This is a genomic window from Spongiibacter pelagi (genome assembly GCF_014705705.1).
GTDB classification, from domain to species: Bacteria; Pseudomonadota; Gammaproteobacteria; order Pseudomonadales; family Spongiibacteraceae; genus Spongiibacter; species Spongiibacter pelagi.
In genome coordinates, this window is sequence record NZ_JACXLD010000028.1 from 1 (window position 1) to 5,890 (window position 5,890).

Consider the following 5,890-nt stretch of genomic DNA (forward strand, 5'->3'; position numbering starts at 1 on the left):
CGTTGTCAAAACCTTCGTTGGTGAGCTTGAGCGCTTTTTCCAACGCGGGGATGGCGACATTTTGGGTAAGATTGGCCGCCGCGATACTTTGTTTTCTGAGCGACCATGCTTCAAAAAGCCGTGAGTGCAACACTAGGAGCAAATCCTGTTGGGCGTAATCCACGGCATTGCGATTGGCTAATGCGGCTTTGACGTCGCCACTGCTGCGTTTACCGGAGAACAAGGGGATGGAGATACCGGCAGTAAATGCAGAATCCCCGGTTTCTTCAAAACGTTTAATGCCTGCGCGCCAGCTTAAGTCGCTGCGGCCGCTGGCACGAGCCAGAGTGACTTCGGCATCGCGAATGCGGGCTTCACTGGCGAGCACTTGAAGGGCCGGTGAGCTTTGAACGCGAGCGTACAGTTGATCGAAATTTTGGGCGGGACCGAAGTCAAACAGATTGCCGCTTAATGAATGAAAATCAGGCGTTGTTTCTCCCCAAAATCGCGCGAGTAACACTTTCTGACGTTCAAGCTGCTCTTGCAGTGCCGCCAAACGAATTTCAGCACGTACGAGTGCCGCTTGCGCTCGCATCACTTCCGCTTCAGCCGTGGCCCCTCGAGCGGAGCGCGCTTTGACTGTTTTAAGAATGGATTGGGACAATGCCAGCGACTCTTTTGCCAGTCGAAGGTTTGCCTGGGTCGCTAAACCTTGGATATAGACTTCGGTGAGCTTGCCGAGCGTATCCAGAGTCGCTGCTTGTTGTTCCCATTCCGCCTGATTGAGTCGGGCATCTGCGTAACGCATGCGTGCCTGGCGCTTGCCTCCAAGCTCGATCACAGAAGAAAGCGCAAGAGTCGTTTCGGCGGCATCAAAGCCTTCATTGGCTCCCGAGCCAGCAAAGTTTTCGACCTCCAGCTCAAGTGCTAGCGCCGGGCGCAAGGCACTGGTTTGCCTTTTGGCACTCAACGCTTCTGCTGTGAATCGGTATTGGTACAGCTGAGGGTTTTGCGCAAGGGTCGAAGCCAGCGCTTTTTTTAACGTGAGTGTGGACTCGACGTTTTCTGCAAGCGCTGATGGCGCCGTGCTGCAGAGTAGAAACGCAAGCCACAGCCAGGTGCATTTACACCTGAAAAATAGGGTATTTCTCATGAAAAAGTCCTGAATTAAGTCGTGTTTCCGCGCGTGCGGGTGTTACTTCTTATTACTTAAAGGGACTTAGGCTTTGGGAGGGCGTAGGAAGGTTTCGTAGGTTTCGGGGAACGTATTTTCAGCGTAATCGGGTACGGGAGACGAATGCTTGGCCAAATGCACACGCGCAGTGGAAATCAGAACGGCGGCGCAAAGATGGCCATGACAGTGACAGCAGTGATGACAATCCCATTTTTCGGAAGCTGGTAATTCTGAGTTTAAGTTTTGATCGTCTGATGTGCCGGCAACGTGCTCATCGTTGTGTTGATGGGCGTCATCAAATACAAGGTGCTCAGCGCCGGACTGGTGCAACTGGTGTGCATCGCCCATGGCCACCGCGGATTGCACAACAACCAGCGTAAGCACAAAGTATGTCAGAAGACGTTTCAGCATATTTTCAACAATTCTGGCTCTCAAAACTCAAATTTATCGGTATATCTTAACAGCTTTATGCACGTTCGCATTTCGCACCAGAGTGCTCATTTTAATTGCATAGTCAAATCGTTTTTACTGGCTACCACAGCAACCGCCCGACTCGATTTCAAGACCTTCTTTCAGATTCCGTCGGGCTTGCACCAGAATCCCATAGGCTGAATGGATCACCACACCCGCGATAAGAGCGGCTATCACATAATCTGGCCAAGCGGAAGATAGCAGATTTACCATCCAGGCCGCGACTAACACGCCCACATTAGCGAGCATATCGTTGCGAGAGCAGAGCCAGCTTGCGCGCATATTGATATCGCCACTGCGGAATCGGTATAGCAGCGCGAAGCAGCTGATATTTACAGCCAACGCTAGCGCGGCAATCCAGCCCATGATATCCGTTTGCGGCGCACTTCCTTCCCTGATGCGCCAACCAATATGCAGCAAAACACCCAAGCCCAATAGCATTTGCAGGCTCCCGTTAAGCAAGGCTGCTTTGGCTTTTTGAGCGATACCTCGTCCGACGGCATACAGACTTACCGAATACACCAACACATCTGCCAGCATATCCAGAGAGTCCGCCATCAACCCACTAGAGCGCGCCAACCAGCCTGCCGTGAATTCCACGACAAACATTACGGCATTCAATGCCAGTACAGTCCAGAGAAGTGTACGTTCCCGGCTGTTTCTTGCTTCGGCAGCACAACAATCAGACATACTAAGGGTTCGCTTTCACGGGTTACGTGGGTATACTAAACCTTCAACCTACTGGAAGGTCAAGCGTCATGAGGATAAATGAACTGGCCGAACGCACCGGGATGGCCAGCAAAACCATCCGCTACTACGAAGATATCGGCCTATTACCCAAACCGCACCGGAGCCCAAACGGTTACCGTGACTATGGTGAAAGTGACGTAGAACGCATGGTGTTTATTCGTCGTTGCCGCGAATTGCAGATCCCGCTGGATGAACTCAAGGTGCTGGTTCGGCTGCAAATGGATAAGCAAGCACCCTGCAGCGAAATTGATCAAATTATCCGAGATCAGTTGGAAAAAATTCGCAGTACCATTCAGGAGCTGATGCGCCTGGAGGAGAGCTTGAACGAATTGGCGCAGTGCTGTCGCTATGACACCGTGTCCGAGTGCCGGATCGTCCGCACACTCACCGATTGTGGCAAGCAGGCAAAGCCGGATTGTTGATGCAATTTAATAAAGGGGGAATGGGTGTCCGATATTGATCGTTACCTACATGCCGCGACCAGGAACAACACTCGCAAGAGCTACCGCGCGGCCATAGAGCATTATGAAGATGTTTGGGGTGGGTTTTTACCAGCCACGGCAGACAGCATAGCCTCCTATCTCGCGCATTATGCCCCAACATTGGCCATCAGTACGTTAAAACAAAGGCTCGCCGCAATCGCCGCCTGGCATAACGAGCAAGGATTCCCCGATCCGACCAAAGCCCCCCACGTCAAAAAAGTACTCAAAGGTATCGCCGAGCTGCATCCATTCAAGGAAAAGCAGGCCAAACCTCTTCAAATTGAACAACTCCAGGCCATCGACGGCTGGATTACTGAACATTTGTCCCAAACAGGTACCCGCTCTTTCAATTCCCTTAAACTGCTACGTGATCGAGCGTTGATTCTTTTGGGGTTCTGGAGAGCATTTCGCGGAGACGAACTCACTCGTATTAGGGTAGAAAATGTCAGCGTTATACCCGGTGTCGGGATGGAGATTTTCATTCCCAGAAGCAAAACCGATCGCTCGTCCCATGGCCGAACGTATCGAGCGCCGGCATTGCAACATTTGTGTCCCGTGACAGCATTCACCGACTGGATGAGTGCGGCCCAATTGACCAAAGGCCCGGCCTTTCCAGCGATTAACCAGTGGGGGCACGTTGCAGAGGAAGCGATTCATCCGGCCAGCGTGATTGCGATCATCAGGGCCTATTGCCACCAGGTGGATCTTCCCAATGCTGATGAATTCAGTAGCCATTCATTGCGACGCGGTTTCGCAACTTGGGCAACCGCCAATAACTGGGATACCAAAACGTTGATGGAGTACGTAGGCTGGAAAGATGTCCAATCAGCCATGCGCTATATCGAAGGCGCCGATCCGTTTTCCCAACAACGAATACAACAAGCACTGCCTCAAGCGATAGCACAGACCAAACAAGACTCCGAGCTTGTGAAAGACACGGCATTGGAAATTAGTCTCTGCCTTGAACCTTATAGCAAACATTCTCATGGCACCGGTAAGGCAAGATCTCTGATAGAAAGACATTGTTTATTACCCTGGGCGATGGAAAAGCTTGATGCCGAGGGAACGCGCTATCGCATCACGATGAGTTTTGGTGATAGCGACGCGTTGGATGAAGCATTGGATGAATTACTCCATCACATGCATCAGATCGCCTCTGATAATCAATGTATGCTGGAGGCCACCATTCGCGACCCGCACACCGACAGAGTGTGGGATTAACACACCGACAGAGTGTGGGATTAACACACTCCCGTCATAGGATGCCGCATCATGAGCAGCCTGCACGAAACCGCCTATCCCAGACTGCGAAGCACCGTTACCGAGAAAGAACTGAAGGAGTATTACACACCAACGGCTGAAGAACTGAGCCTAATCGAATTTGAGAAAAAGCCCATATTGCGTTTCGGATTCATGCTAAACCTGAAACTGCTCCAACGCCTCGGCTACTTTGTTCCACTGGCGTCTGCACCACCCAGCATTATTGCTCACGTGATGGATCGGATCGGAATCAAGCGACCGCTGACACTAAAGCAACTTAAAGATTATGACCGCTCTGGCTCTCGTCCCCGACAGCAGCACATTTTAAGAGACTATCTCGGCATTCGATCCTTTGCTTCGGAGGATCAGCCCTGGCTCACCGATGTAGCGGAAAAAGCCGCAGAAACCAAAGAGATGTTGGCGGATATTATCAACGTAATGCTTGAGGAACTGGTACGAAATCACTATGAATTACCTGGCTTTACCGTTCTTAAGCGGATCGCGAGATCGGCGCGCAATAAAGTTAATGAACAGTGCTTTCGTGAAATCTGCAGTGATCTTACCAACGACGCCAAACAAAAAATTGATGAGCTGCTGAATCCGTCTGACGGTGCCTACGGCGCATGGAACACGCTTAAGCGTGAGCCCAAGAAGCCCGGCAACAAAGAGGTGCGAAGCTATCTTCAACATGTCCACTGGTTGCAGGTCCTCGGTGAGTCACTGCCTGATGTCGATGTGCCGGTAGTGAAATATCGTCAGTTTGCCCTTGAAGCCAGAGCGCTCACTGCGCCCGAAATGGCTCGACTCAAACCAAACAAACGCTATGCACTTGCCGTTATCCTGGTGCGCCAACAGCACAGCAAAGCACTCGATGACGTGGCAAACCTGTATATCAAAATGCTCCGAAGCATGGAATCGACCGCTCAATCAGCGCTGCATCAATACATCCTGGAACATCAAAAACAGATTGACGCCTTGATTGCGAAATTCCGTGATGTTTTAGTCGCTTATGACCAGCATCAGGAGCAAACACAAAAGTTTGCGGCACTGGATACGGTACTCGGTGACGAAGCGAGTTCTTTGATTGAACGCTGCAATCAGCATATTGCTTATGCGGGGAATAACTATTACCCCTTCATGCTGAAATCGTATCGCCAAAAGCGCGCGTTACTATTTAACTGTCTGGATATTTTGGACTTGCAATCCACATCCAGTGATACCAGCACCGCATCACTGCTCGTTCTATTAAAAAGTTTGCGCAACAGTCGCACAGAGTTTTTAAGCGAAGAATCCGTCGACCAGGCTATGCCAGAAGCATTTGATTTGAGCTGGCTAACTGAGAAATGGAAAAAGCTGATAGTGAGCAACGAAGGCAACGAGAACAGCGGAAAGATTTTTCATCGCAAGTATCTTGAATTGTGGCTGCTATTGCATATTAAACAAGAGCTTTCCTCGGGCGATTTGTTTATTCCTTTCAGTGCCGAATTCGATGACTATCGAGAACAACTGATTGATGATGAGACATTGGATAATGAATTACAGGAATACAGTGATCAGGTTGAAATGCCTTTAACTGACGCCCACGAATTCGCTACAAACCTTAAACAACAGTTGGCGGATCTTGCTAAGGGTGTGGATGAACGTTTCCCTGATGTTCGGCGACAATTAGGATGACCGGTTAGCGACAACTATCTTGGCCGGTTGGGTATGACAATAGGCATTTGTTTTCCTCCATGGAGCACAAGTGCCTGGTCAACACATTACCCACCGACAA

The 5,890-nt window shown here is 50.4% G+C and carries 5 protein-coding genes and 1 pseudogene; 3 read left to right on the top strand and 3 right to left on the bottom strand.

The genetic code is table 11. The features are described 5' to 3' along the window. The 3 genes from IB286_RS15115 to IB286_RS15125 form a co-directional block, all read right to left on the bottom strand. On the bottom strand, positions 1-1,132 hold a 1,132-nt coding region (locus tag IB286_RS15115; RefSeq protein WP_190766984.1), incomplete at its 3' end, for a TolC family protein. 66 nt (positions 1,133-1,198) lie between these two features. Continuing rightward, positions 1,199-1,564, bottom strand: coding sequence for a hypothetical protein (locus IB286_RS15120; RefSeq protein WP_190766985.1), 366 nt, complete (start codon positions 1,562-1,564; stop codon positions 1,199-1,201). A gap of 114 nt (positions 1,565-1,678) precedes the next feature. Beyond that, on the bottom strand, positions 1,679-2,314 hold the full coding sequence (locus IB286_RS15125; protein ID WP_190766986.1) for a cation transporter: 636 nt from the start codon (positions 2,312-2,314) through the stop codon (positions 1,679-1,681). A gap of 68 nt (positions 2,315-2,382) precedes the next feature. On the opposite strand from IB286_RS15125, the gene IB286_RS15130 reads away from it, so the two are divergent. The 3 genes and pseudogenes from IB286_RS15130 to IB286_RS15140 all read left to right on the top strand — a co-directional run. Continuing rightward, entirely contained in the window at positions 2,383-2,796 is a 414-nt protein-coding gene (locus tag IB286_RS15130; protein ID WP_190766987.1) for a MerR family transcriptional regulator, read from the top strand. A gap of 24 nt (positions 2,797-2,820) precedes the next feature. Continuing rightward, positions 2,821-4,077, top strand: coding sequence for a site-specific integrase (locus tag IB286_RS15135; protein WP_190766988.1), 1,257 nt, complete (start codon positions 2,821-2,823; stop codon positions 4,075-4,077). 51 nt (positions 4,078-4,128) lie between these two features. Further along, positions 4,129-5,769: pseudogene (locus IB286_RS15140) on the top strand (DUF4158 domain-containing protein); the annotation flags it as partial. Positions 5,770-5,890 lie beyond the last annotated feature (121 nt).